1 pseudogene is annotated in these 674 nt (G+C 76.4%); it reads right to left on the bottom strand.

The annotated features are described in order from the left end of the window. Positions 1-674, bottom strand: a pseudogene (locus tag G3I40_RS28180) (regulator); the annotation flags it as partial.

Raw genomic sequence — 674 nt, 5'->3', positions numbered from 1 at the left:
GAACTCGTCCGCCAGCTGTGCCTCGTCGAAGAGCCGGGCCCAGTGCGGCACGTCGTCCCCGGCCCGCGCCGCCTCCAGGGCCCGCTCGGCCCGCACCAACGACCCCGTGCAGGCCCGGATCTCGCCGAGCACCCCGTGCCCGCGCGCCTCCACGGCATGCAGCAGCGCCTGCACCACGGGCGGCGCCGAGGGCCCGACGCCCTGCTGCGCGACCCGCGCCAGCTGCACCGCCTCCCGGCCGTGCCCGAGGTAGACGGCCTGCCGGCTCATGGTGACCAGGACGTAGGACCCGTACATCCGGTCCCCCGCGGCCTGCGAGAGGCGCAGCGCCTGGACGAAGTACCGCTGGGCGAGACCGTGCGCCGCGATGTCGTACGAGGTCCAGCCCGCGAGCCGGGTGAGATCGGCGACCGCGCAGAACAGCCGCCGTCCGGTCTGCTCGCCGTACGTGCCGCGCAGCATGGGCTCGGCCTCGTGCTCCAGGTACCGCACCAGGGCCTGGCGCGCGTGTCCGCCGCCGTAGGCGTGGTCGAGGGCGCGGAAGAGCTCGCTCACGGATCGGAGCGCGGAGATGTCGCCGCCGGTGACCTTCTGTCCGGGCCCGCGCTCGGTCTGGGTGCGCTGGCGGGGCACGCCGGGGCGGCCCTGCAGCGGGACGCGGGGCGCGGCCTCGC

The sequence above is a fragment of the Streptomyces sp. SID14478 genome (assembly GCF_010548525.1).
Lineage (GTDB): Bacteria > Actinomycetota > Actinomycetes > Streptomycetales > Streptomycetaceae > Streptomyces.
This window is presented reverse-complemented; position numbering and strand designations above follow the sequence as displayed.